A 23,765-nucleotide genomic window follows, 5' to 3' on the forward strand; every position below is an offset into this window, starting at 1 on the left:
GCCCGCTCCCACAGGGATCTCATATGCACTGAAGATCCAATGTGGGAGCGGGCTTGCTCCGGGCGGCGTTCCGACGAAAGCGGTTAAGCAGTCACAACAGAACCTTCAGGCTCAACCGCCACCAACCCTTCCTTCATCCGCTTGGCATCGCGCACGAAACACCGCGAAGCCAGGAACAGAAACACCACGGTGAACAACAGCGCCACCGGAATCAGGTACATCGCGTCATGCAGGCCGACCGCTTTGAACGCCTCAGTCATCTGCTGCGCGCCCGCCGCGAGCATCGCCGTATAGGCAAAGTGATCCGACAAGGCCCCGACCACCACCGGCCCCAAACCGCCGCCCAACAGATACAGCCCGGCAAAGAACAGCGCCATGGCCGTTGCCCGCAACCGCGGCTCGACCACATCCTGAATCGCCGTGTACACGCAGGTGTAGAAGTTGTAGGCGAACAACCAACCCAGGCTAAACACCGCAACAAACACACCGATCTCGATTCGCCCGGAATGCAGCGCCCACGCAGTGCAAACCGTCGAAATCACCAAGCTGAATGCCGCAAACAACAGCCGCCCGTTGGCGACCCGTTGGTGAATCTTGTCCGCGACCCAGCCACCGAGTGTCAGGCCGACCAAACCGGTCACACCGACAATAATCCCGGTGGCAACCGCAGCTTCCTGCAACGGCATAAGGAAGTAGCGTTGCAGCATCGGCACCAGAAAGGAGTTGCAGGCATAGGTGGCGAAGTTGAAACACAGGCCGGCCATCACCAGCCACAGGAAGGTTGGCACGGCCAGTACCCGACGGATCGGCCGATCGATCTTTTCCTGGGAAACCTGAACGCTCTCGGCGGCGCCGCGCTTCGGTTCCTTGATGAAAAACATGAAGATCGCCAGCAACAGCCCGGGCACCGCCGCGATAAAGAACGGTGCGCGCCAGCTATCGAAGGCCTTGACCATCGCACCGATGGTGAAGAACGCCAGCAACAGCCCCAATGGCAGCCCCAGCATGAAGATCCCCATGGCCCGCGCCCGGCGGTGAGCCGGAAACAAGTCGCCGATCAGCGAATTGGCGGCTGGCGCGTAACTGGCTTCGCCAATGCCGATGCCCATGCGCACGATCAGGAAGCTCCAGAAACTGCCCACCATGCCGTTAACGGCCGTCAACCCGCTCCACACCGCCAGCCCCCAGCCCATCAGCTTGCTGCGCGAGCCGGTATCGGCCATGCGCCCCAGCGGCAAGCCGGCAATGGCGTAGACGATGGTGAATGCCGTCCCGATGATCCCCAGCTGGAAATCACTGAGGTGCCATTCCATGCGAATGGGCTCGATGATGATGGCCGGGATGGTACGGTCGAAAAAATTGAACAGGTTGGCCAGGAACAACAGGAACAGAATGCGCCAGGCATTGGCCGCTTGGGTCGAGTTCTGCATGGGTCCGTCTCTTTTATTGTTTTTGGGGCGTCACTGCCCCCGGACTTTGCAATCTAGACAGGCCGGCCGCACCTGTCTTTCATTATTCGCCAGGCTGATACCTGCCCATGGCGCACATGCCTGTGGGAGCGTTCGCCGGATGGGTATCCAGCAGCCCGTCCGGCCGATGAAAAATAACTTTGAGCCCCCCTTCCCAAGCCGTTGGCGAAGCCTAGAATAGCCGCCTTGTTTCCCCCCTGTGTCTCCACTCCTCCTTAGATAATCGCCCATGTCCGAAGCCAGTCCGTGTCTGAATTGCGGTGCCTGCTGTTCTCATTTTCGCGTGTCATTTTTCTGGGGTGAATGCGCCTCGTCCGGGGGGACCGTACCCGATGAGCTTGTCGAGCAGATCAGCCCCAGTCGGGTCGCGATGCTCGGCACCGGCTGCAAACCCGTGCGCTGCACCAGCCTGGTCGGAGACGTGGGCAGTACGGTGCAATGCTCGATCTACGAAAAACGCTCCAGCACCTGTCGGGAGTTTGACGCTTCCTGGGTCGATGGCCTGGCCAATCCCGATTGCGACGCGGCCCGTGCCGCTTTCGGCTTGCCAGCCCTGCAACCCGCGTTCGAGATGCCTCAGAAGCAAATCGCCTGAGCATTAGTACTAATCGCTATCAGGCTAATGTCAAAATGTTTGGAAGCAATGTGCCACCATGGCTTGCGCTCCCTCCACGCCCTCTATACTCCAAGACATTCGCCGGCGCTCATTGCACCGGCCTGAGGGATAACGATGGGGCATGCTATGGAGTGGCTTGGTTTGCATTTCATTACCGAGCTACCAGAGAGCGGGCAGGTCATACTCAATTGCACACATGACCCTTTTCTGGTGCTGCTGGCTTATCTGGTCGCCTGTGTCGGCTGTTTCGCGACACTGGACATGGCCGAACGAGTCGCTCACGCTGAAAGGTCCGCGTCCAAGACGCTCTGGCGCTGGGTGGGCAGCGGATGCCTGGCCGGCGGTATCTGGGCCATGCACTTCGTCGGGATGCTGGCCTTCCAGGCGCCTGTCGACCTTCACTACCAATTGCCTGTCACACTGTTCTCGCTGACCATCGCGCTGCTCGCCGCGTGGCTGGCAATGCATACCCTCAGCCTCCCTGATTTGAGTTTGCAGCGGTGTATCGAGGCATCGATCGGGATCGGCCTGGGTATCGCGACCATGCATTACGTGGGCATGACGGCCATGCACTCCAATGCCACGGTCTATTACCATCCGGGCCTGTTCGCCCTTTCCATCGCGCTCGCGATCGGGGCCGCGCTGGCAGCCTTGTTGCTGGCATGGTATCTGCGCGACGGCACCGGCATGCTGCATCAACTTTTCAAATGTTGCGCCAGCCTGCTGCTCGGGGCGGGCATCCTCAGCATGCACCTCACGGCCATGGCCGCCTTCAACCTGGTGCTGCCCAGCGACAGCCTGCCGACGCAATCCGGCGAAAACAGCCACATGCAACTGGCACTGACCGTGACCGTCATGGCCTTGCTGATCATCGGCAGCAGCATCAGCGCGGCACTGGCGGACAAGAAGCTGCAACATAAGGACCACGACCTGCAACGGGTCAACTCCCTGCTCAGCCAACTGGACCAGGCGCGCATGTCACTGCAACAGGTGGCGCACTACGACCCGCTGACCAACCTGATCAACCGCCGCGGGTTCAACCAGATCTTCGCCGAAAAACTCATGGAGAAAACCAACGAAGGCGGGATGCTGGCGGTCATGTTCCTCGACATCGACCATTTCAAGCGGATCAACGACAGCCTTGGTCACGATGCCGGTGACGAACTGCTCAAAGTGCTTGCCGGGCACATCAAGAGCTCGATTCGCAGTCACGAGGATGTGGTCGCACGCTTCGGTGGTGACGAGTTCTGCCTGCTCATCAACCTGCATGATCGTGAGGAGGCGCGGCATATGGCCCAACGCATCATGCTGAAAATGAAGGAGCCCATCGAGCTGGCCGGAAGGCGCATGGTCATGACCACCAGCATCGGCATCAGCCTGTTTCCGGAAGACGGCAAGACGTGTGAGGAACTGCTGAAGAACGCCGACCTGGCGCTGTATCAGTCCAAGGGCAGCGGCCGCAACGGGCTGAACTTTTTCAGCGCCAACCTGAAAGCCCGCGCCATACTGGAGCTGCAGCTGGAAGAAGAATTGCGCCACGCCCTGCGTGAAGATACCGGACTGATGCTCTATTACCAGCCGATCTATGACCTCAAGACCGGTCAGGTCAGCAAGCTCGAAGCCTTGATTCGCTGGCAGCACCCGGTCCATGGCTTACTCGTACCGGATCGTTTTATCGCCATCGCCGAGGCCAACGGCCTGATCGCCGAACTGGACAACTGGGTGCTGCGCAAGGCCTGCGAGGACTTGGGAGAGTTGTCGCGCCAGGGCTGTGAAGAGCTGAAAATCGCCGTAAACTGCTCGCCCCTGAACCTGGCGCGCGAAGAACTGGCCGATGAAATCGAGTACGCATTGCGGGCCTCTGGTGTGCAGCCCCACCGTCTGGAACTGGAGGTCACCGAAAACGCCTTGATGGGCAATATCGCCAACACCCTGGTGTTGCTGCGACAGATTCGCGCCCTCGGTGTGTCGCTGTCGATCGATGACTTCGGCACCGGCTATTCATCCCTGGCCTACCTCAAGCGCTTGCCGCTCAACACACTGAAAATCGACCGTTCGTTCATCCAGGACATTCCCAAGGCGACCCAGGACATGGAAATTGTGCAGGCGATTATCGTCATGGCCCATACCCTGCACCTGCAAGTGGTCACCGAAGGGGTGGAAACCTTCGAGCAATACCAATTCCTGGAAAACCACGGCTGTGACTTCGTCCAGGGCTATCTGCTGAGCCGACCGGTACCACTGGCCGAGCTGCATCCGGTGCTGAACGAAATCAACCAGCGCAAGCACGCCTATACCGTCACGACGCTGAGCCTGGCTCACGGTACATCTGCACTAATGTAGACGGGTCTTTCTCAAGGAAACCCTGACTCCCATGCAGGCGCATCAACTGCGCGGCCAGACCGCTGATCGGTGTCGCCGAGCCTTGCTCGCGGGAAAACTTCACCGCTGCATCCAGATCCTTGAGCAACGTGCGCACGTGCCACTTGACCGGTTCGAAACGGTTTTCAGCCATCTGCGGGGCAAGGAACTGCAAGGGCTTCGAATCGGCAAAGCCGCCGGCCAGCGCTTCGGCGATCAGGCTGGCATCAACCCCGGAACGTTCCGCCAGCGCGACCACTTCGGCAATCACCAATGCATTGCAGGCGACGATCATCTGATTGCACGCCTTGGTCACCTGCCCTGCCCCGACGCCGCCCATGTGCGTCACACGTTGCCCCAGGTTCAACAGCACAGGCCGGACCCGCTCCAGATCCTGTACTTCACCGCCGACCATGATTGCCAGGCTTCCAGCCTCGGCACCGACCACGCCACCGGACACCGGCGTGTCGAGCCAGCCCATGCCGGTTTTAGCGGCGAGATCCGCGGCCATTTCCCGCGTAGCGTTGGGCTCCAGGCTGGAGAAATCCACCAGCAACTGGCCTTTTTTTGCTCCCTCCACAATGCCTGCCGGACCAAACACGACCTCGCGTACGACTGACGTATCTGCCAGGCACAGCATCACCACGTCAGCGTGCTGGCACAGTTCGGACGGGCTGGCGACCTGGCGTGCGCCGGCCTCCACCAGCGGCTTGCACTTCTGCGGATTGCGATTCCATACCGCCAGCGGATAACCCGCGGCCAGCAGGCGCCGGCACATCGGCAACCCCATCAGGCCGATCCCGGCAAACCCCAGCGAAGGTAGCGTTGACATCATTTTGCCTCTTCTTGATTAAAGATCACCGAATATTGGCCGATTCATCATGACTTAGGAAAGGATTCACCCCCGAGCGATACTCAGGCTAAAGACCAAGGCATGGTCCAAGTACGCGCTGAAAAAAGACGCGATTGTATTCCGTGACGGTTCGACGACAGTGAGTCGGCCAACCAATCAGCCCAGGTAGATGGCGAACAATGACTTCTAAAAACAACCCGGCCACTGCGGTAACCGATCTGACGTTGAGCCCCGCGGCCAACAGCCCGTCATCACCGAAGCCATTGATTCAATCGCGCCCGTTGGCGACCCAGCAATATCTTTACTTCACCGAAACCAACACCGACCGCATCCTCGACAACCTCGACGGCCTGCGCGACATGGTGTTCCCGCGCGCACCGCACCTGGAAGGCGACAGCGAACAGCACAGCGATCAGGAATTCCCGTCGGTGTGCCTGATCGGCCTGGGCCGCTGCGGCTCGAACATTGCGCTGGACGTGGCGGAGCTGGTGTACAACGCCCGCAAGTTCTACCTCAACGAATTCAACAACGAAGATCGCCTGTCGCCGGACAAGCGCTTTGCCGAAAAGGGCTACAGCCCGGCCCAGTGGATCCGCAACAACCTGCGCCTGGGCCAGAACAAAAACACCAAGCCGGTGTTTCTGGTCGAGCCGCTGGTGATGCTTGGCGACCTGGACAAGGACATCGCCGGCCGCATCCGCTTCTCGCGCAAGGGCGAAAAAAGCGGCTTCCTGCGCGACTATAGCAAGATGAAGATCATGGACCTGTCGGAAGTCCACGCCGGTGGCGCCGGTAACGCGCCGATCCTCGGGCAGTACCTGGCCAAGATCATCCTGAACAAGGATACCCAGCGTTTCTCCAGCCCTGACTGGAAGATGATTCATTCGTACCTGATCGACAGCTGCGGCATCAAGGCCAACCAGTCGCGCCTGTATTTCTCGATCTTCAGTGCTGGCGGCGGTACCGGCTCGGGCATGGCCTCGGAGTTTGGCCTGGCCCAGCAGCACTCGTACATGAACAAGACGTTCGACACCAAGCCGATGGACGAGCATGACAGCAAGAGCGGCCACTCCTTCGTCTTCGAACCGATCTTCACCAGCGGCATCTGTGTGCTGCCGAACATTTCCGACCACCGCAGTGAAATGTCCGAGGCGCTGCACATCAACGCCGGCCGCCTGCTGTGCAAATACCTGTCGGAAGAGTGGGACTTTTCCTACAACTTCGCCAACGAAGACAGCAGCGAAGCCAGCGTGATGGGCCGCATCCGCCCCTGGAACGCGATGATGCTGATCTCCAACGACATCATGCGTTACGCCGAAGAGAACGATGACGGCAACATCCAGAACATTGATGTCAACGCCATGGAAAAGCACGCCAACCAGTACATCTCGCAGCAGATATTCAACATTCTGACGGCTCAGGCGGTTACGACTGACTACGACCAGAACTATTTCCGTCGCGCCGGCATCGACATCGGCGAAACCATCCGCCTGGACGCCAACGACCTGTTCATGAGCCTGGCCGGCCCGGTGGCCATTGCCTACGCCGAGTCCGTGGTGCCGGAAACCCCGCCGCCGAGCAGCGACAAATTCAAGGTGTTCGAGAAAGAGCCGCAGCGTCTGAACATCGACGATCTGTTCTTCCGTTCGATCGACCTGCCGCACTTCAACAAAGTCACCCAGGCCATCGAAGGCATCAGCCTGTTGCCGATCGAGTCCAAGCGCTATCGCGCGTCGCTGGAGCAGTACAAGAACTCGGGTTACGACGCGGCGGCCCTGCATGACCTGCACTTCTTCAAGAACTGCTCGTCGGTGGTGTCGATCGTTTCCTTGCCCAAGGACTACAAGCTGTCCTACATGGATTTGAACCGGTTGAAGACTCACCTCAACAGCCTGTTCCCCAACACCACGCTCAAGCGCTACGCGCTGGTGATCGGTGCTTCGGCCAACCTGTCGCTGACCACCCTGATCGCCAAGAGCCCGTGCCTGTCGGACGATTTCCTGACGCTGATCGTGGCCTTCATCAAGCGCTGCTTCGCGAAAAACCCGTACCGCTTCGACGAGACCCTGGACAACTCGATCCTGGACTTCATCATCAACGAACAGTTCGATGAAGACCGCATCGACGAGTTGCTCAACGAATTCGAGAACCCGGCGAAGATCCTCGACACCAACTGGTATGCGATCAAGCCGATGTACGAGAAGAAGTACCGCGAACTGATCAATGACAAGGAAAAATTTGTCTCGATCAACGACATCCGCCTGTCCCGGGATTGCGTGAAGAAATCGATCAAGTACCTGCGCGAGATCTACCGTCACCGCATTGGCAAGACCAAGGTTATTTCGTTGAACAACCATACAGGCAAGACCGCTCACTAAGCGTCGTCCCCATTCGCGAGCAAGCCCGCTCCCACATTCGACTGCATTCCTTCTGGAAGAACACGGTTAAATGTGGGAGCGGGCTTGCTCCGGGCGGCGATCCGACGAAGGCAGCCTTGAATTCACCGAAATTCAACATCCAGAAACAATTGAGCAGACGTTCAGTCGCCCTCCCAACTGTTCCCGTTACGTTTACGTCACCGTGAGGCTGTGGCCTTTCTCCACGGCAACATGCCATCACGCTACTCGGCTACACACTTTTCCCCGGCAAAGGCACGCACCAATAAGGTGCAATCCTTTAAGCCTGCGCTCTTTCCTGGATCAGAATCCACGGCGAAACAACCACGGCCCACAGTTGCGGATCACGCTCGAAAAGATCCAGCGCCCGCGTTTCAGACAGCTTGCCGAGCTTGTCAGCGGCCAGCCAGGCAGCCACTTTCTCCCCTTCATCCTGGGCCACGGCCTCGGCGGCGGCGATCAGATCCAGGCCAGGATCGACCCACAATAGGGCACCCTTGGCGAAGAACGGCTCCAGCTCTTTCCAGGTAATAGATGCAGTTTCACCAAGCAGTTTGGCATAGAGGGTGCTAGGTTCTTGATTCATGGGACTGTCCGGAAAAGAAATCGACGTAGATGATAACGTCGGTGGTCTGGCAGAAAAACCCGGATGCAATTGAGTGACGGAAATGAAAAGCGCAGGAAAGCCAGGGAATGCTTTGAATCCGGCTATAAGCCCCTCAACACCCCGCCGCAATTCTGTCTTTTACTTTCAATAAAGCGACACTTGCAGGTTTTGTCCCCCGGCGCCGCCTTCCCAGGCTGACAATCGGCGCTCTACACTGTACCGGTACAGTTGCCGAGGGACTTTTCCGGGGAATGTCGCAGATATCTGACCCGGTTCTGCTGCTTTCGGCGCCAGGACTATAAAAACTACAACAGTAAGAGTGGAGCACTATGACTAAGGCTACTAAGCAGATTTCCAAACTGTTTGCCGCTATGGTTCTGGCCGGGGTTGCCAGCCATTCGTTCGCAGCTGACACCATCAAGATCGGCATCGCCGGCCCTAAGACCGGCCCTGTAGCCCAATACGGCGACATGCAGTTCAGTGGCGCGAAAATGGCCATCGAGCAAATCAACGCCAAGGGCGGCGTAGACGGCAAGAAACTCGAAGCCGTTGAATACGATGACGCCTGTGATCCGAAACAAGCTGTGGCAGTCGCGAACAAAGTCGTCAACGACGGCGTCAAGTTCGTGGTCGGTCACCTGTGCTCCAGCTCCACTCAACCGGCTTCGGACATCTACGAAGACGAAGGCGTGATCATGATCACCCCGGCTGCCACCAGCCCGGACATCACCGCCCGTGGTTACAAAATGGTGTTCCGCACCATCGGTCTGGACAGCGCCCAGGGCCCTGCCGCCGGTAACTACATTGCCGATTTCGTAAAACCGAAGATCGTTGCTGTTCTGCACGACAAACAGCAATACGGTGAAGGCATCGCCACCGCCGTGAAGAAAACCCTGGAAGGCAAAGGCGTGAAAGTCGCCGTATTCGAAGGCGTCAACGCTGGCGACAAAGACTTCTCGTCCATGATCTCCAAGCTCAAGCAAGCCAACGTCGACTTCGTCTACTACGGCGGCTACCACCCGGAGCTGGGCCTGATCCTGCGTCAATCCCAGGAAAAAGGCCTGAAAGCCAAGTTCATGGGTCCGGAAGGCGTGGGTAACGACTCCATTTCGCAGATTGCCAAGGACGCTTCCGAAGGCCTGCTGGTGACCCTGCCGAAATCCTTCGACCAGGATCCGGCCAACGTCGCCCTGGCTGATGCGTTCAAAGCCAAGAAAGAAGATCCGAGCGGTCCGTTCGTGTTCCCGGCCTACTCGGCTGTGACCGTGATCGCCGACGGCATCAAGGCTGCCAAGTCCGAAGACTCCGCCAAGGTGGCTGAAGCCATCCACGCCGGCACCTTCAAGACACCTACCGGCGACCTGAGCTTCGACGAAAAAGGCGACCTGAAAGACTTCAAATTCGTGGTTTACGAGTGGCACTTCGGCAAACCAAAAACTGAAGCCAAGCCTCAGTAAGGCATTGCCTGACTGACTGCCAACAAAGCCCACGGCGTGCCGTGGGCTTTGTTTTACGAACGTATCTGGGCCGCGCTGGCGTGATCCGCCAGTCTCCCCACCTGAAAATCTCAAAACCGTCATCAGCGGTTCGCTGGCAAACCCCGGATTCGAAGTGGATGCAGATCCACGGGGCCCGGGCGGGAAAATGACTCCACCAGTGAAATGCGTATCAGGTTTTTAGGAGCGCTGTAATGCCTGACATCTATCACTTCTTCCAACAGCTGGTTAATGGCCTGACCATTGGCAGCACGTATGCCCTGATCGCCATCGGCTATACGATGGTCTACGGCATCATTGGAATGATCAACTTCGCCCACGGCGAGGTGTACATGATTGGCTCCTACGTGGCGTTCATCGCCATCGCCGGGCTGGCCATGCTGGGACTCGACAGCGTTCCGCTGTTGATGACCGCCGCTTTTCTCGCCACCATCGTTGTAACCAGTGCCTACGGCTACAGCATCGAACGGATCGCCTACCGCCCCTTGCGCGGCAGCAACCGTCTGATCCCGCTGATCTCCGCCATCGGCATGTCGATCTTCCTGCAGAACACCGTTCTGCTGGCGCAAGACTCCAAGGACAAATCCATTCCCAACCTGATTCCGGGCAACTTTGCCTTTGGGCCAGGTGGCGCACATGAAGTGCTGATTTCCTACATGCAAATCGTGGTGTTCGTGGTGACCCTGGTCGCCATGCTCGGCCTGACCCTGTTCATCTCTCGCTCTCGCCTGGGTCGCGCCTGCCGCGCCTGCGCCGAAGACATCAAGATGGCCAACCTGCTGGGTATCAACACCAACAACATCATCGCCCTGACCTTCGTCATCGGTGCTGCACTGGCGGCCATCGCCGCCGTGCTCCTGAGCATGCAGTACGGTGTGATCAACCCGAACGCCGGTTTCCTCGTCGGCCTCAAGGCCTTCACCGCAGCGGTACTGGGCGGTATCGGCAGCATCCCCGGCGCCATGCTCGGCGGGATCGTGCTTGGGGTAGCGGAAGCCTTTGGTGCCGACATCTTCGGCGACCAGTACAAGGACGTCGTGGCTTTCGGTCTATTGGTTCTGGTGCTGTTGTTCCGGCCAACCGGCCTGCTGGGCCGTCCGGAGGTTGAGAAGGTATGACTAGAAATCTTAAACAGGCGCTGTTCAGCGCTTTGCTGGTGTGGGCCGTGGCCTATCCGGTACTCGGTCTGAAGCTGACCATCGTCGGCATCAACCTCGAAGTTCATGGCACCAGCGACGCCACCCTGATCACCATCGCGGTGTGCTCGGTGCTGATGTTCCTGCGTGTGCTGTTCGACCAGCAGATCAGCTCGGCCTGGCGCTCTTCGCCGAGCATGCCGCTGATCCCGGCCAAGGCCAGCAACTTCCTGACCCTGCCGACCACTCAACGCTGGATCATCATCGCGTTGATCGCCGGTGCCCTGGTCTGGCCGTTCTTCGGTTCTCGCGGTGCGGTGGATATCGCCACGCTGGTGCTGATCTACGTGATGCTCGGCCTCGGTCTGAACATCGTGGTTGGCCTGGCCGGTCTGCTCGACCTCGGTTACGTCGGTTTCTATGCCGTTGGCGCCTACAGTTATGCGCTGCTGTCGCATTACTATGGCCTGAGCTTCTGGATCTGCCTGCCGATTGCCGGCCTGATGGCAGCCACGTTCGGCTTCCTGCTCGGTTTCCCGGTACTGCGCTTGCGCGGTGACTACCTGGCCATCGTGACCCTGGGCTTCGGTGAAATCATCCGACTGTTCCTGCGTAACCTGACCGACATCACCGGTGGCCCGAATGGCATCAGCAACATCGAGAAACCGTCGTTCTTCGGCCTGACCTTTGAACGTAAAGCGGCTGAAGGCCTGCAGACGTTCCACGAGTACTTCGGCCTGGAATACAACTCGATCAACAAGGTGATCTTCCTCTACCTGGTTGCGTTGTTCCTCGCGCTGTTCGCCCTGTTCGTCATCAACCGCTTGCTGCGCATGCCTCTGGGCCGTGCCTGGGAAGCCCTGCGTGAAGACGAAATCGCTTGCCGTGCACTGGGTCTGAACCCGACGATCATCAAGCTGTCGGCCTTCACCCTCGGTGCCTGCTTCGCCGGTTTCGCCGGCAGCTTCTTCGCTGCGCGTCAGGGCCTGGTGACACCGGAGTCCTTCACCTTCATCGAGTCGGCGACCATCCTCGCCATCGTGGTGCTGGGCGGCATGGGCTCGCAACTGGGTGTCGTACTCGCCGCCACGGTGATGATCCTGCTGCCGGAAATGATGCGTGAGTTCAGTGAGTACCGCATGTTGATGTTCGGTGCCTTGATGGTACTGATGATGATCTGGCGCCCTCAGGGTCTGCTGCCCATGCAACGTCCTCACATGGAGCTGCGCAAATGAGCCGCGAGATCCTGAAAGTAGAAAACCTGAGCATGCGCTTCGGCGGCTTGCTGGCGGTCAACGGCGTAGCCTTGAGCGTGAAAGAGAAACAAGTGGTTGCGCTGATCGGCCCCAACGGTGCCGGCAAGACCACCGTGTTCAACTGCCTGACCGGCTTCTACAAGCCGAGCGGCGGCAGCATCCTGCTCGACGGCGAGGCCATCGAAGGTTTGCCCGGCCACAAAATCGCCCTCAAGGGCGTGGTGCGCACCTTCCAGAACGTGCGGCTGTTCAAGGACATGACGGCGGTCGAGAACCTCTTGATTGCCCAGCACCGTCACCTGAACACCAACTTCCTGTCCGGTCTGTTCAAGACGCCGTCGTTCCGCAAAAGCGAGCGCGAGGCCATGGAATTCGCCGAGTACTGGCTGGACAAGGTCAACCTCAAGGCGTTTGCCAACCGTCCAGCCGGCACCCTGGCCTACGGTCAGCAACGTCGCCTGGAAATCGCCCGCTGCATGATGACCCGCCCGCGGATCCTCATGCTCGACGAACCGGCCGCGGGCCTGAACCCGAAGGAAACCGAGGACCTCAAGGCGCTGATCAGCATGCTGCGTGAAGAGCACAACGTCACCGTGCTGCTGATCGAACACGACATGAAACTGGTCATGAGCATTTCCGACCACATCGTCGTGATCAACCAGGGCACGCCTCTGGCCAATGGCACGCCGGAACAGATCCGCGACAATCCTGAAGTGATCAAAGCCTACCTGGGGGAAGCGTAAATGCTGCAGTTCGAAAACGTTTCCACCTTCTACGGCAAGATCCAGGCCCTGCACAGCGTCAACGTCGAAGTCCGCCAGGGCGAGATCGTGACCTTGATCGGTGCCAACGGTGCCGGCAAGTCCACGCTGCTGATGACGCTTTGCGGTTCGCCGCGGGCCCATAGCGGCAGCATCCGCTACATGGGTGAGGAGCTGGTCGGCCAGGAATCCTCGCAGATCATGCGCAAGAGCATTGCCGTGGTGCCGGAAGGTCGTCGAGTGTTTTCCCGCCTGACCGTGGAAGAAAACCTGTCCATGGGCGGTTTTTTCACCGCCAAGGGCGACTATCAGGAACAGATGGACAAGGTCCTCGGACTTTTCCCACGCCTGAAAGAACGCTTCGCCCAGCGTGGCGGCACCATGTCCGGCGGCGAACAGCAAATGCTCGCCATCGGCCGTGCGCTGATGAGCAAACCCAAGCTGTTGCTGCTCGATGAGCCTTCCCTGGGCCTGGCACCGATCATCATCCAGCAGATCTTCGACATCATCGAACAACTGCGCAAGGACGGTGTGACGGTGTTCCTGGTCGAACAGAACGCCAACCAGGCGCTGAAAATCGCTGACCGTGCCTACGTTCTGGAGAACGGCCGGGTGGTGATGACCGGTACCGGTGAAGCACTGTTGACCGACCCGAAAGTGCGTGAAGCGTACCTCGGCGGTTGAGCCATTGCGGTAAACAAAAGACGGCCTTCGCGGGCCGTTTTTTTATGCCCGCCACAATCTCGGGTGATGACGAAAATCCCTGTGGGAGCGAGCTTGCTCGCGATAGCGGTGGGTCAGGCAACATCTCTTTTGAATGTGCCGCCGCTATCGCGAGCAAGCTCGCTCCCACAGTGTGCTGTGTGATGATTTAGAGTCGATCCAGAGCTTCCCCGCTGCGCTTGAACCACCCGATCAGATAATCCGCCAGTACCTGCGTGCGCTTGGGCAACCCACCCTGATACGGATGAACCAGGTACATCGGCATGCTGCGGGTTTGATAATCGCGCAGCAGCCATCGCAAACGCCCGTCAGCCAGTTCTGTTGGCAAGCAGTAGGACGGCAAACGCGCAATACCGGCGCCGACCAGCGCGGCTTTCTTCAACAGGTTGTAATGGTTGCTGGCGAACGGCCCCGACACCCGCACCCGCAATAACTCGTGCTGCTGGTGATAAAGCCATTCTTCCCGGCCGCTGTAATGGCTGTTGAGCAGGCAGCGATGCTCGGCCAGCGCCTGGGGGGTTTGCGGTTCACCGTATTGCTCAAGGTAAGCCGGGCTGGCACAGGTGAGCTCTTGCCACGCCAGCAGTGGACGCGCCACCAGTCGCTGGTCAATGGCCACGTCAGAGCGAATCGCCAGGTCGAAGCCGTCGCGGGACAGATCGCGGTAGCTGTTGTTGAGCTCCAGCTCGATCTGCACCTGAGGGTATTTGGCGGAGAACTCCAGCAACAGACCATCGAAGAAGGTTTCACCGAGCGACACCGGCACCGTCATCCGCACCGGACCAGCCATGTCGTCCTTCAAACGCGCCAGGGCCTGACGCGCCCGCTCGACTTGCACCACCAGCGCCTGTGCCTGCGGCAACAACGCAGCACCGGCCGCGGTCAGGCTCAAACGGCGAGTGGTACGTTGCAACAGCACCACGGAAAACTGCGCTTCCAGTTGGCTGATGCGCTTGGACAGCTGGCCTTTGCTGCAACCGAGCTGCTGCGCCGCCAGGGTAAAACTCCCCGCTTCGATCAACACCGCGAACGCGGCGAGGTCATCCATCTCGCTCATGGATTGTTTCCATTTGAAAACCAAAGGTTGCCTATTAGTGCGCTTATCTACGGAAAAAACCACCCTAAACTGATACCTCGTTCAACCCACAACGAGGATCAGCCTCCATGAAAATTCTTTTGATCGGCGCAGGCGGCACCATCGGTTCGGCCGTCGACAAGGAACTGTCGCAACGCCACGAAATCATCCGCATCGGTCGCACCAGCGGCGACTTTCAGGTGGACATCAGTGACAGCGCCTCGATTCGCAAACTGTTCGAGCAGACAGGCAAATTCGATGCACTGGTGTGTGCCGCCGGCAACGTGACCTTCGCACCGCTCAACGAGATGACCGAAGAGAGCTTTGCCCTGGGCCTGAGAGACAAGCTCATGGGCCAGGTCAATCTGCTGCTGATCGGCCGCGAGTTCGCCAATGACGGTGCGTCGTTCACCTTCACCACCGGCGTACTCAGCCACGACCCGATTCGCAGTGGCGCCTCGGCTGCGCTGGTCAACGGTGCACTGGACAGCTTCGTTCGCGCCGCCGCCATCGAGCTGCCGCGTGGCCTGCGGGTGAACTCGATCAGCCCGAACGTCCTGGTCGAAGCCATGGGTAAATATGCGCCGTACTTCCGTGGCTTCAAGCCGGTTCCTGCGGTAGATGTGGCCTTGGCCTACGCCAAAAGCGTGGAAGGCCTGCAAACGGGTCAGACCTTTCACGTCGGCTAAGTCGGTTCAAGCTCAATCAACCAACGTGGGCAATAGGTCTTTGGCGATGGCTTTCGGGATGAACACCCTGAACTGCGAGCCCAAGACCGAATGCACTGTCGCCGTAGTGATCTTCCAGCCATTGATCGAAAGCGTCAATTTCTGCCCTATCAACTCACGGGAAATGCGCTGCATACGCTCAGTTGCTTCAGGACTGAGCGTGACAGCCATTTCAAGCGCCGAATGGGGTCTGTCGTTGTCCTTCAAAAGCAACTCCAATCGAGTGAAGTCAGTTGCCGAAGACAAATTGATCTCGCCAGCCTGACTGCCCGTGGCCCCCATCATCACCATTAAAAACAACCAGATCCTCCACTTCATCTCCGCCCCCTGCAAAAAAGCGGCAGCTTACCTTTGTCATCCTGACACTCGGCATCAGAATAATTCACAAGTTGTTGCCGGAAATCGCCCTCTACTGCGCCAGAGACCCACTCCAGCCTTGTGATGAACGGTCAGCCTGAGTAACGTGGCGGCACTTGTCAGGAGACCCCAAGATGCGTGTTGCCCGTTCCTTAGTCCTCGTTGCCCTGCTTCCGCTGTTCGCCGCCTGCCAGTTGTTCGACGGTGAACGGCAGAGCGCCTCCCATGTCGGCCAGACACGCATGCAAGGCCAGTTGACCGCGGCGGACGGCAAACTGCTGTTCCAGCCGTGCAGCCAGACCAACCGCTACGTGGTCAACGACACGGGCGGCACCAGCGTCCTGCAGCAGGCCGCAAACCTGGCGGACAAGCAGGGCAAGCTGTTTGCCGACGTGCGCGGGCGGGTTGTGACCGGCAGCGGTGGTGACGGCCAGCTCGATCTGGAGCAGTTGTACCGCGTCGAGCGCTCGAGCAACGCGTGCGACGATCCGAACTTCAAGCTGCTGATCCTGCGCGCCGCCGGCCACACCCCGGAGTGGAGCGTGAAAGTCAGCGGCAAAGGCATGGTCCTCGACCGGGCCGGCCAGCCGCCGTTGGCCGTGCCTTACGTCGAAGAGCAGTTGGGCGATGGCCGTTTCAACCTCAGCACCGAAGCCAACAACCAGCACATCGAACTGTGGGTTGCACCGCAACGCTGCGTCGACAGCAGCACCGGCAGCATCCAGCACATGAGCGCTGAACTACGCATCGACGGTCAGGTGCAACGCGGTTGCGGTTATTTCGGCGGATCGCGCGACGACTGATCGTTTAAGCCTCACGGGCCTGCGCCTTTGGGGCTTATAATCGCGGGCTTCAAACGCCCTGGCGCAGTTGTGCGCCCCGCGAACCGGATCCCGCCATGTTACGAATCACCGAACTCAAGTTGCCGATCGACCATCCCGAAGAAGACCTGCGCCCTGCCATCGTGCAGCGCTTAGGGCTAGCCAGCGATGACCTGCTCGATTTCACCTTGTTCAAGCGCAGCTACGATGCGCGTAAAAAGTCCTCCGAACTGTGCTTCATCTACACCATCGACCTTGAAGTTCGCGACGAGGCGGCGGTACTGCACAAGTTTGCCGATGACCGTAACGTCAGCGTGGCGCCGGATGTCAGCTACAAAGCGGTCGGCCAGGCACCGGCCGACCTGAGCACGCGGCCGATCGTCGTCGGCTTCGGTCCGTGCGGGATTTTCGCCGGGCTGCTGCTGGCGCAAATGGGCTTCAAGCCGATCATCCTCGAACGCGGCACCGAAGTACGCCAGCGCACCAAGGACACCTGGGGCCTGTGGCGCAAAAGCGTACTCAACCCGGAATCCAACGTGCAGTTCGGCGAAGGCGGCGCGGGGACATTCTCCGACGGCAAGCTCTACAGCCAGATCAAGGATCCGAAGTTCCTCGGTCGCAAGGTCCTGCACGAGTTCGTCAAGGCTGGCGCACCGGAAGAAATCCTCTACGTCAGCAAGCCGCACATCGGTACGTTCCGCCTGACCGGCGTGGTGGAAAACATGCGTGAGCAGATTCGCGCCCTGGGCGGCGAAGTGCGCTTCCAGCAGCGTGTCACCGACGTGCTGATCGAAGACGGCCAACTGGTCGGCGTCGAGCTCAATGGCGGCGAACAGATCCATTCGAAGCATGTGATCCTGGCCCTCGGCCACAGTGCCCGCGACACCTTCCGCATGCTCCACGGCCGTGGTGTGTACATGGAGGCCAAGCCGTTCTCGGTGGGTTTCCGCATCGAGCACCCGCAGTCGCTGATCGACCGTGCACGCCTGGGCAAATACGCCGGCCACCCGAAACTGGGCGCCGCCGACTACAAACTGGTGCACCACGCCAAGAACGGCCGTTCGGTCTACAGCTTCTGCATGTGCCCGGGCGGCACCGTGGTGGCGGCGACGTCCGAACCGAACCGCGTGGTCACCAACGGCATGAGCCAGTACTCGCGCAACGAGCGCAACGCCAACTCCGGTATCGTCGTCGGCATCACCCCGGAAGTCGATTATCCAGGCGGCCCGCTGGCCGGTATCGAGCTGCAGGAACGCCTGGAATCCCACGCATTCGTGCTGGGCGGTAGCAACTACGAAGCGCCGGCACAATTGGTCGGCGATTTTATCGCGGGCAAACCGTCCACCGAACTGGGCAGCGTCGAGCCGTCCTACAAGCCGGGCGTTGCCCTGGGTGATCTGGCACTGGCGTTGCCGGCATTCGCCATCGAAGCCATTCGCGAAGCCCTGCCGGCATTCGAGAAGCAGATTCGTGGTTACTCGCTACACGACGCGGTGTTGACCGGGATCGAGACCCGTACCTCCTCGCCGCTGCGTATTACCCGCAACGAGTCGTTGCAGAGCCTGAACGTGAAAGGCTTGTTCCCAGCCGGCGAAGGCGCCGGTTATGCGGGCGGGATTCTGTCGGCGGGTGTTGATGGCATTCGCATTGCAGAAGCAGTGGCCCGGGACATCCTCGGCCTCGATGCCTGAGACACTCTAATGTGGGAGCGGGCTTGCTCGCGAAGACGGTTTCACATCCAACATATGTGTTGGCTGATTGACCGCTTTCGCGAGCAAGCCCGCTCCCACATTTGATCTTCGCCGTCTCAGATATTGGCGCGCAAAACCGAGTCCGGCAGCGGCTCCCCTCTCTCCACCGTCGCGGCCACCGCAGCCATCAAGCCACTCAACTCATACCCCTGAGCCTTGAGCCACTGCGGATCGTAATAGGTCGTGGCGTATCGCTCGCCGCTGTCACACAGAATCGCCACCATCGACCCCGTCTCCCCTGCCGCCTTCATGTGCTGGGCGGCCATCAGCGCGCCGATCAGGTTGGTCCCGCTCGACCCGCCCACATGGCGTCCCAGACGCTCCGCCAGGTAGTGCATGGCCGCCAGTGACAGGGCATCCGGCACCTTGACCATGGCGTCAATCACCTTGGGCAGAAACGACGCCTCCACGCGCGGCCGGCCGATGCCTTCGATACGCGAGCCGTGGTCCAGTCGCAGGCTGGCATCGCCGGTCTGGTAGTAATCGAAAAACACCGAACGCTCGGCATCGGCACACAGCACGCGGGTGCCATGCTGGCGATAACGCACGTACCGACCCAGGGTGGCGGTGGTGCCGCCAGTGCCTGGGCTGGAAATCAGCCAGCTCGGTTCGGGATGCTGCTCGAAACGCATCTGCTGAAAGATCGACTCGGCGATGTTGTTGTTCGCTCGCCAGTCAGTGGCGCGCTCGGCGTAGGTGAACTGGTCGATGAAGTGCCCGTCGTGTTCACGAGCCAGGCGCTCGGACTCGGCGTAGATCTGGGTCGGATCGTCCACCAGATGACTTTGGCCACCGTAGAAGGCGATCTGCGCAATCTTCTCCTTGGACGTGGTCGCCGGCATCACCGCAATGAACGGCAAGCCCAGCATGCGTGCGAAGTACGCCTCGGAAATCGCCGTCGAACCGCTGGAAGCCTCAATGACCGGCGCACCGGGCTTGAGCCAGCCGTTACACAGCGCATAAAGGAACAGCGAGCGAGCCAGGCGGTGCTTGAGACTGCCCGTGGGGTGGCTGGACTCATCCTTGAAGTACAACTCGATTCCCGGAAAACCCGGCAGCGGCAATGGGATCAAGTGGGTGTCGGCACTGCGCTGGAAATCGGCTTCGATGATCCGGATCGCTTCGCGCGACCACTGTCGGTTGTCGCTCATGATGGTTTTCTCGTTGTATCGGGCAGGAGTCGGCCTTTTGACAAGGCTCATCCAGCAAGCTTAGGAAAAAACCTGCATCCAGCACAGGTACAGCTGAGATCCAATACGCCAGGCAACTGCTAGGCTCAGGTCGGTGCCGGCGGATGACTCTGTAACGGTATATAACAAAAAAGAATATAACTTTTGTTTTAACAACTAACAGTACTTGTTAGGGTGTAACACCTTTTGAATCCACAGATGGAGAGCGACCTTGCCTCTGCGTAGCACTTTCACGCGTTTCTTTCAGTTGGAAGCTGCCAGCGGTCTGTTACTGATCGCCGCTGCCGTTCTGGCTCTGATTATCAACAACTCGCCGCTGTCGTGGCTATACAACGGCCTGCTGGACACCCCCGTGGTGGCCCAGATCGGCGCGCTGAAAATCGCCAAGCCTTTGCTGCTGTGGATCAACGACGGCCTGATGGCGCTGTTCTTCCTGCTGATCGGCCTGGAAGTAAAGCGTGAAGTCCTCGATGGCCAGTTGTCCAAACCATCGCAAATCGTCCTGCCCGGTGCCGCTGCCATTGGGGGCATGGTGGTGCCGGCGCTGATCTACTGGTACCTCAATCGCGACACGCCACCGGCTCTCAACGGCTGGGCAATCCCGACCGCCACCGACATTGCCTTCGCCCTTGGCGTGCTGGCGCTACTGGGCAAACGGGTTCCGGTATCGCTGAAACTGTTCCTGATGACCCTGGCGATCATCGACGACCTCGGCGCGATCATCATCATTGCGATCTTCTATTCCGGCGCGTTGTCGACCCTGTCCCTGGCGCTGGCCACGGCCTGTATTGCGGCGCTGATCGGGATGAACCGGCTTGGCGTGGTCAAGCTCGGACCGTACATGATCATCGGCTTGATCCTCTGGGTCTGCGTGCTCAAGAGCGGTGTCCATGCCACCCTGGCCGGCGTGACCCTGGCTTTCTGCATTCCGCTGCGCACGAAAAATGCCGAACCATCGCCATTGCTGACCCTGGAACACGCCCTGCACCCGTGGGTCGCCTACGGCATCCTGCCGCTGTTCGCCTTTGCCAATGCCGGCCTGTCCCTGAGCGGTGTCACCGTCGAAAGTTTCACTCACCATGTCCCCATGGGCATCGCCATCGGGCTACTGCTGGGCAAGACCGTCGGAGTATTCGGTCTGACCTGGCTGGCCGTGAAAACCGGTATCGCCGCCCTGCCCCAAGGCGCCAACTGGGGCCAGATACTGGGCGTGGCGATTCTCTGCGGCATTGGTTTCACGATGAGTCTGTTTGTCGGCTCGCTGGCTTTCGAGCCAGGCGTGAGTGATTTCGCCGGGATGGATCGCATGGGGATCTTGACCGGTTCGATTCTGGCGGCGCTGATCGGTTATGTGGTGACGGCGATGGCCAGCCGCAAGAACACTGCGCTGGCCTCCTGATAACCCGCGATAACGCCTGGCGCCAATCAAGACTCGCCTGAGCTGAAAAACAAAAAACCCGATCAGCCACCTGATCGGGTTTTTTGTTTATCCGGTGTTTGCGCTTAGTGCGAAACGCGGCTGGTGCCATTCACACTTGCGATGCGCACACGCTCGCCAACACGGAACACTTCGTTCGGCTGAACTTCCTGAACGTAGGCGCGCATGCTGCCATCGTCTTCGCGCACGGTGATTTCCACGCCCTGGGTGCGGGTCAGGCCTTCTTCAGCGGCTGAACCGAGCAGGCCGCCGGCCACGGCACCGATGACCGCAGCAACGACGCTGCCTTTGCCGCCACCAATGGAGCTGCCGCCAACGCCACCGACCACTGCGCCAGCAGCGCCGCCGATCGGGGTTTTGGTGCCTTCGATTTTCACTGGACGCAATGCTTCGATGGTACCCATGCGAACGGTCTGCACTCGACGCGCCTCGTCACGGGAATAGGAGTCACCGGTCAGGCTCGATTGGCAACCAGTGAGCAACATCGCCATCGTGGAAAAGGAAGCAACCAGTAGAACAGACTTACGCATAGCATCAACTCCAAAGAAACAGATGTTCATTAAACTCCGCCGCTTGACGCCTGTCACGACACAGCCCGGGTAAAATTGGTTTGATTCAGGCTCCGTTAAGGCGCCCCCACGAACTCACACAGTAGCGGCAAATTCGGAAAACTGCCCACTGGCCAAGGATTTCAATGGACTACTTTATCATCGTCGTCACGACTGTTGCCGGTTTGTACTTCCATTGGTGGCTGTACGTGCGGATCAAACGCTGGATGGACCGCGACCTGGCGCTAGCGCTGGCGGGCAAGGACGAGCAGAAAAAAGCCTTCATGCTCGAACAACTGGCGAGTGCCCGGGCGCAGAAAATCAAGCGTCGAGACCTGCCGAAGTGGCTGGAGGCCGCTGCGACAGGCTATCCCGATCGGTAGACTGCTCAGGGTGCCAGACGTTCAAGAGTCCAGTCGGCGCCCTGCTGGCGGTAATTGAGGCGGTCGTGCAGGCGGCTTGGGCGGCCTTGCCAGAATTCGATGCGCTCAGGCAGCAGGCGATAACCGCCCCAGTGTTCCGGGCAATGGGGCTGGGTGTCGCTGAAACGTTGCTCGGTGTCCTTGAGCAGCGCTTCGAGTTCGCCACGACCGTTGATCACGCGGCTCTGGGGCGATGCCCAGGCCCCCAGGCGACTGCCCAGTGGACGGACCTGATAATAGGCGTCGGACTCCTCAGGCGTTACCTTCACCACCCGCCCTTCGATGCGCACCTGGCGCTCCAGCGCCGGCCAGAAAAACGTCATGGCCGCGAACGGATTCGCGGCCAGATGCTGGCCCTTGGCGCTTTCGTAGTTGGTGAAAAAGGTGAAGCCCTGCTCGTCCAGGCCCTTGAGCAACAGAATGCGACAGTGCGGTCGACCGTCCTGGTCGACGGTGGCCAGGGTCATGGCGTTGGCTTCCACCGGCGCCTGTTCGGTTTTCACCGCGTCGGCGAACCACTGGTGGAACAGCGCGAACGGCTCGGCCGGGGCTTGTGCCTCGGTCAGGCCATCACGGGTGTAGTCACGACGCATATCAGCCAGGCCCTGGGTCATGGCGCATTCCTTTTGGTTAACGAATCACTGCTTTGCAGTATCGGTGGCAGCGACTTTCTTGTCAGCCGTCGAGGCTTTGGCTGGCGTGGTCTTTTTTGCCGGCGTTGCGGTTTTCGCAGGTGCTTTCTTGGCCGACGCTTTTTTCGCCGGGGCTTTTTTCGTCGCTGGAACAGCAGCCTTTTTAGTCGCTGGGGCCGGTGTCACAGGCTTGGCGACCGGCTTGGCGTCCGCGGCAGCGACCATGGTCACCGGTGCCGGAGCCGGCATGTTGTACTTGCCAAGCAGCGCGACCATGGTGTTTTGCGGGGTCACCAGCAGTTCCACACGACGGTTCAACGCACGCCCTTGCACGCTGTCGTTGGCAGCACGCGGTGCATCACCGCCCAGGCCGCGCAGCATCAAGCGATCACGCTGCAGACCACTGAGACGGAAAATCGCCGCAACGGACTGGGCACGCTCCTGGCTCAGCTTGACGTTGGCAGCCGCGGCGCCGGAGGTATCGCTGTGGCCGAGGATCAACACAGCGGTCTTTGGATCGGCTTCAAGGATCTTGGCTACGCGGGTGAACGGACCGAGCGTGACCGGCAGCAGCATGGCCGGACGATCAGGGTTGAACGAGCCTTCGACCGGCGCGGTCACCACCAGCACGTTTTCGCGGCGCTCGAGTTGCAGGTTGCTGCCCTTGACCGCCTCGCGCAGACGCGGTTCGTAGTCGTCAAGCCAGGCCTGGGTGACTTTCGGGTCGGGCATCGGCACGGCCTTGGCAGTGCTCTGCTCGCTACCGCCGAATGGCCACCACCACTTGCTGCCGCTATCGGTTTCGGCCTTGGCCACCGCAACCGGTTTGACCTCGGGCTTCACCTCCGGCTTGGCCACGGGCTTGCCGGCACTGTCGTCGGAACCGAACGGCCAGTACCAGTGGCTGCCGCTTTCAGTCTTGGCGACAGGTGCCGTCGCGTCTTTCTGTGGAGTCTGTGCACAACCGGTAATAGCGAAGCACAGGGCCAAGGCGAGGGTTTTATTGGATGACATTGGATATCCACAAAAATGAAGTCAAAAAATCAGGCCACATTGGCCTAATGCCAGTCAGTCAAGCAATTTCAGCCGCGACACCTTTGTAGCAGCTGCCGAGCCCGCGAGGCTGCGT

The 23,765-nt window shown here is 59.7% G+C and carries 22 protein-coding genes; 13 read left to right on the top strand and 9 right to left on the bottom strand.

The window, feature by feature from the left end:
* Positions 1 to 83: 83 nt before the first annotated feature.
* Positions 84 to 1,430, bottom strand: coding sequence for a spinster family MFS transporter (locus tag PMI34_RS05125; RefSeq protein ID WP_008052906.1), 1,347 nt, complete (start codon positions 1,428 to 1,430; stop codon positions 84 to 86).
* Between the two features lie 268 nt (positions 1,431 to 1,698).
* Between PMI34_RS05125 and PMI34_RS05120 the strand changes: the two genes are divergently transcribed.
* Positions 1,699 to 2,064, top strand: a complete 366-nt coding sequence (locus tag PMI34_RS05120; protein WP_008052907.1) for a YkgJ family cysteine cluster protein — start codon at positions 1,699 to 1,701, stop codon at positions 2,062 to 2,064.
* Positions 2,065 to 2,211: 147 nt separating this feature from the next.
* Positions 2,212 to 4,428, top strand: coding sequence for a putative bifunctional diguanylate cyclase/phosphodiesterase (locus PMI34_RS05115; RefSeq protein ID WP_274517717.1), 2,217 nt, complete (start codon positions 2,212 to 2,214; stop codon positions 4,426 to 4,428).
* Here the strand turns inward: PMI34_RS05115 and PMI34_RS05110 are convergent.
* Positions 4,385 to 5,281, bottom strand: coding sequence for an NAD(P)-dependent oxidoreductase (locus tag PMI34_RS05110; protein WP_032829847.1), 897 nt, complete (start codon positions 5,279 to 5,281; stop codon positions 4,385 to 4,387). The genes PMI34_RS05115 and PMI34_RS05110 overlap by 44 nt on opposite strands.
* A gap of 197 nt (positions 5,282 to 5,478) precedes the next feature.
* Here PMI34_RS05110 and PMI34_RS05105 point away from each other — a divergent pair, with 197 nt between their 5' ends.
* On the top strand, positions 5,479 to 7,677 hold the full coding sequence (locus tag PMI34_RS05105; RefSeq protein WP_008052912.1) for a hypothetical protein: 2,199 nt from the start codon (positions 5,479 to 5,481) through the stop codon (positions 7,675 to 7,677).
* Positions 7,678 to 7,975: 298 nt separating this feature from the next.
* Here the strand turns inward: PMI34_RS05105 and PMI34_RS05100 are convergent, their stop codons facing one another.
* Positions 7,976 to 8,281: a DUF2288 domain-containing protein gene (locus PMI34_RS05100; protein WP_008052913.1), complete on the bottom strand. Its 306-nt coding sequence runs from the start codon at positions 8,279 to 8,281 to the stop codon at positions 7,976 to 7,978.
* A gap of 350 nt (positions 8,282 to 8,631) precedes the next feature.
* Here PMI34_RS05100 and PMI34_RS05095 point away from each other — a divergent pair, with 350 nt between their 5' ends.
* From PMI34_RS05095 to PMI34_RS05075, 5 genes are all read left to right on the top strand, one after another.
* Positions 8,632 to 9,759 (top strand): branched-chain amino acid ABC transporter substrate-binding protein, encoded by a 1,128-nt coding sequence (locus PMI34_RS05095; protein ID WP_008052914.1) that lies wholly within the window; start codon positions 8,632 to 8,634, stop codon positions 9,757 to 9,759.
* Positions 9,760 to 9,992: 233 nt separating this feature from the next.
* Entirely contained in the window at positions 9,993 to 10,916 is a 924-nt protein-coding gene (gene livH / locus PMI34_RS05090; protein WP_008052916.1) for a high-affinity branched-chain amino acid ABC transporter permease LivH, read from the top strand.
* On the top strand, positions 10,913 to 12,169 hold the full coding sequence (locus PMI34_RS05085; RefSeq protein ID WP_008052917.1) for a high-affinity branched-chain amino acid ABC transporter permease LivM: 1,257 nt from the start codon (positions 10,913 to 10,915) through the stop codon (positions 12,167 to 12,169). Before livH ends, PMI34_RS05085 begins: the two co-directional genes overlap by 4 nt.
* Positions 12,166 to 12,933 (top strand): high-affinity branched-chain amino acid ABC transporter ATP-binding protein LivG, encoded by a 768-nt coding sequence (gene livG / locus PMI34_RS05080; protein ID WP_008052918.1) that lies wholly within the window; start codon positions 12,166 to 12,168, stop codon positions 12,931 to 12,933. The genes PMI34_RS05085 and livG overlap by 4 nt, the downstream gene beginning before the upstream one ends.
* Positions 12,934 to 13,635: an ABC transporter ATP-binding protein gene (locus PMI34_RS05075; protein WP_008052919.1), complete on the top strand. Its 702-nt coding sequence runs from the start codon at positions 12,934 to 12,936 to the stop codon at positions 13,633 to 13,635.
* Between the two features lie 187 nt (positions 13,636 to 13,822).
* Here the strand turns inward: PMI34_RS05075 and PMI34_RS05070 are convergent, their stop codons facing one another.
* On the bottom strand, positions 13,823 to 14,731 hold the full coding sequence (locus PMI34_RS05070; RefSeq protein WP_008052920.1) for a LysR family transcriptional regulator: 909 nt from the start codon (positions 14,729 to 14,731) through the stop codon (positions 13,823 to 13,825).
* A gap of 107 nt (positions 14,732 to 14,838) precedes the next feature.
* On the opposite strand from PMI34_RS05070, the gene PMI34_RS05065 reads away from it, so the two are divergent.
* Positions 14,839 to 15,438 carry a short chain dehydrogenase gene (locus PMI34_RS05065; protein WP_008052921.1) on the top strand — a complete coding sequence of 200 codons (600 nt, stop codon included), beginning with the start codon at positions 14,839 to 14,841 and terminating at the stop codon, positions 15,436 to 15,438.
* A 12-nt stretch (positions 15,439 to 15,450) separates the two neighbouring features.
* On the opposite strand, the gene PMI34_RS05060 is transcribed toward PMI34_RS05065, so the two are convergent.
* Positions 15,451 to 15,795, bottom strand: coding sequence for a hypothetical protein (locus PMI34_RS05060; protein WP_008052922.1), 345 nt, complete (start codon positions 15,793 to 15,795; stop codon positions 15,451 to 15,453).
* A gap of 173 nt (positions 15,796 to 15,968) precedes the next feature.
* Between PMI34_RS05060 and PMI34_RS05055 the strand changes: the two genes are divergently transcribed.
* Both PMI34_RS05055 and PMI34_RS05050 read left to right on the top strand, forming a co-directional pair.
* A complete protein-coding gene (locus tag PMI34_RS05055; protein ID WP_008052926.1) occupies positions 15,969 to 16,637 on the top strand; it encodes a COG3650 family protein in 669 nt (222 codons plus the stop codon).
* A gap of 95 nt (positions 16,638 to 16,732) precedes the next feature.
* Positions 16,733 to 18,346 (top strand): NAD(P)/FAD-dependent oxidoreductase, encoded by a 1,614-nt coding sequence (locus PMI34_RS05050; protein ID WP_008052927.1) that lies wholly within the window; start codon positions 16,733 to 16,735, stop codon positions 18,344 to 18,346.
* A gap of 116 nt (positions 18,347 to 18,462) precedes the next feature.
* Here the strand turns inward: PMI34_RS05050 and PMI34_RS05045 are convergent, their stop codons facing one another.
* Positions 18,463 to 19,560, bottom strand: coding sequence for a PLP-dependent cysteine synthase family protein (locus PMI34_RS05045; protein WP_177318816.1), 1,098 nt, complete (start codon positions 19,558 to 19,560; stop codon positions 18,463 to 18,465).
* A 247-nt stretch (positions 19,561 to 19,807) separates the two neighbouring features.
* Between PMI34_RS05045 and nhaA the strand changes: the two genes are divergently transcribed.
* Positions 19,808 to 20,995 (top strand): Na+/H+ antiporter NhaA, encoded by a 1,188-nt coding sequence (gene nhaA / locus PMI34_RS05040; protein WP_008052929.1) that lies wholly within the window; start codon positions 19,808 to 19,810, stop codon positions 20,993 to 20,995.
* A gap of 104 nt (positions 20,996 to 21,099) precedes the next feature.
* Here nhaA and PMI34_RS05035 read toward each other — a convergent pair whose 3' ends face one another.
* Positions 21,100 to 21,564: a glycine zipper 2TM domain-containing protein gene (locus PMI34_RS05035; RefSeq protein WP_007992400.1), complete on the bottom strand. Its 465-nt coding sequence runs from the start codon at positions 21,562 to 21,564 to the stop codon at positions 21,100 to 21,102.
* A 164-nt stretch (positions 21,565 to 21,728) separates the two neighbouring features.
* Here PMI34_RS05035 and PMI34_RS05030 point away from each other — a divergent pair, with 164 nt between their 5' ends.
* Positions 21,729 to 21,965, top strand: coding sequence for a hypothetical protein (locus PMI34_RS05030; RefSeq protein WP_008052930.1), 237 nt, complete (start codon positions 21,729 to 21,731; stop codon positions 21,963 to 21,965).
* A 5-nt stretch (positions 21,966 to 21,970) separates the two neighbouring features.
* Here the strand turns inward: PMI34_RS05030 and pdxH are convergent, their stop codons facing one another.
* Both pdxH and PMI34_RS05020 read right to left on the bottom strand, forming a co-directional pair.
* A complete protein-coding gene (gene pdxH, locus PMI34_RS05025; protein ID WP_008052931.1) occupies positions 21,971 to 22,618 on the bottom strand; it encodes a pyridoxamine 5'-phosphate oxidase in 648 nt (215 codons plus the stop codon).
* Between the two features lie 24 nt (positions 22,619 to 22,642).
* The gene (locus tag PMI34_RS05020; protein WP_008052933.1) at positions 22,643 to 23,650 is read right to left on the bottom strand and encodes an OmpA family protein; all 1,008 of its coding nucleotides are present in this window, start codon (positions 23,648 to 23,650) and stop codon (positions 22,643 to 22,645) included.
* Positions 23,651 to 23,765 lie beyond the last annotated feature (115 nt).

This window comes from Pseudomonas sp. GM74, from assembly GCF_000282455.1.
Lineage (GTDB): Bacteria > Pseudomonadota > Gammaproteobacteria > Pseudomonadales > Pseudomonadaceae > Aquipseudomonas.

What these genes read in the sequence shown, in the direction of transcription:
- PMI34_RS05020 (WP_008052933.1), bottom strand. Translation starts at nt 23,650, where the DNA reads ATGTCATCCAATAAAACCCTCGCCTTGGCCCTGTGCTTCGCTATTACC.
- livH (WP_008052916.1), top strand. Translation starts at nt 9,993, where the DNA reads ATGCCTGACATCTATCACTTCTTCCAACAGCTGGTTAATGGCCTGACC.
- PMI34_RS05105 (WP_008052912.1), top strand. Translation starts at nt 5,479, where the DNA reads ATGACTTCTAAAAACAACCCGGCCACTGCGGTAACCGATCTGACGTTG.
- PMI34_RS05095 (WP_008052914.1), top strand. Translation starts at nt 8,632, where the DNA reads ATGACTAAGGCTACTAAGCAGATTTCCAAACTGTTTGCCGCTATGGTT.
- PMI34_RS05125 (WP_008052906.1), bottom strand. Translation starts at nt 1,430, where the DNA reads ATGCAGAACTCGACCCAAGCGGCCAATGCCTGGCGCATTCTGTTCCTG.
- PMI34_RS05075 (WP_008052919.1), top strand. Translation starts at nt 12,934, where the DNA reads ATGCTGCAGTTCGAAAACGTTTCCACCTTCTACGGCAAGATCCAGGCC.
- PMI34_RS05070 (WP_008052920.1), bottom strand. Translation starts at nt 14,731, where the DNA reads ATGAGCGAGATGGATGACCTCGCCGCGTTCGCGGTGTTGATCGAAGCG.
- PMI34_RS05030 (WP_008052930.1), top strand. Translation starts at nt 21,729, where the DNA reads ATGGACTACTTTATCATCGTCGTCACGACTGTTGCCGGTTTGTACTTC.
- PMI34_RS05085 (WP_008052917.1), top strand. Translation starts at nt 10,913, where the DNA reads ATGACTAGAAATCTTAAACAGGCGCTGTTCAGCGCTTTGCTGGTGTGG.
- PMI34_RS05120 (WP_008052907.1), top strand. Translation starts at nt 1,699, where the DNA reads ATGTCCGAAGCCAGTCCGTGTCTGAATTGCGGTGCCTGCTGTTCTCAT.
- PMI34_RS05055 (WP_008052926.1), top strand. Translation starts at nt 15,969, where the DNA reads ATGCGTGTTGCCCGTTCCTTAGTCCTCGTTGCCCTGCTTCCGCTGTTC.
- PMI34_RS05060 (WP_008052922.1), bottom strand. Translation starts at nt 15,795, where the DNA reads ATGAAGTGGAGGATCTGGTTGTTTTTAATGGTGATGATGGGGGCCACG.
- PMI34_RS05115 (WP_274517717.1), top strand. Translation starts at nt 2,212, where the DNA reads ATGGAGTGGCTTGGTTTGCATTTCATTACCGAGCTACCAGAGAGCGGG.
- PMI34_RS05065 (WP_008052921.1), top strand. Translation starts at nt 14,839, where the DNA reads ATGAAAATTCTTTTGATCGGCGCAGGCGGCACCATCGGTTCGGCCGTC.
- livG (WP_008052918.1), top strand. Translation starts at nt 12,166, where the DNA reads ATGAGCCGCGAGATCCTGAAAGTAGAAAACCTGAGCATGCGCTTCGGC.
- PMI34_RS05100 (WP_008052913.1), bottom strand. Translation starts at nt 8,281, where the DNA reads ATGAATCAAGAACCTAGCACCCTCTATGCCAAACTGCTTGGTGAAACT.
- PMI34_RS05110 (WP_032829847.1), bottom strand. Translation starts at nt 5,281, where the DNA reads ATGATGTCAACGCTACCTTCGCTGGGGTTTGCCGGGATCGGCCTGATG.
- PMI34_RS05050 (WP_008052927.1), top strand. Translation starts at nt 16,733, where the DNA reads ATGTTACGAATCACCGAACTCAAGTTGCCGATCGACCATCCCGAAGAA.
- pdxH (WP_008052931.1), bottom strand. Translation starts at nt 22,618, where the DNA reads ATGACCCAGGGCCTGGCTGATATGCGTCGTGACTACACCCGTGATGGC.
- PMI34_RS05035 (WP_007992400.1), bottom strand. Translation starts at nt 21,564, where the DNA reads ATGCGTAAGTCTGTTCTACTGGTTGCTTCCTTTTCCACGATGGCGATG.